A 391-nucleotide genomic window follows, 5' to 3' on the forward strand; every position below is an offset into this window, starting at 1 on the left:
GGCCGGCTGCGGCGAGACGTCGGGTGCATACCCGCAGGACATCGCAGCATCGCCGCTAACCGGGATAGCCATATCGGACGCTTGCCTTGGTCGACCAATGGTGCAATGCCCTGCGGGCGCACGGTCATCCGTGAAAAACCTGAAAAAATCGGGCGAGTCCATGCTCGCCCTTCCATTACCGCGTCATCTATCCGCGACCCTGCGACGCAAGCGCCGTAAGGCCAGGCATCTCAAAGCGGGTTCATTTCGACCAGCACGCTGGCCGGCAACGACGATGGGCTGGCACCGCCGCCTATGGGCACGCCAAGCCCGATGCCATAGCCTATGCTGCCGCCCCCGCCGCCCAGGCCAAAACCCAGGCTGGTACGGCTGCCGTAACCGCCATAACCGG

Source organism: Neobacillus paridis (genome assembly GCF_016765675.1).
In the GTDB taxonomy this organism is placed as follows: domain Bacteria; phylum Bacillota; class Bacilli; order Bacillales; family Cytobacillaceae; genus Neobacillus; species Neobacillus paridis.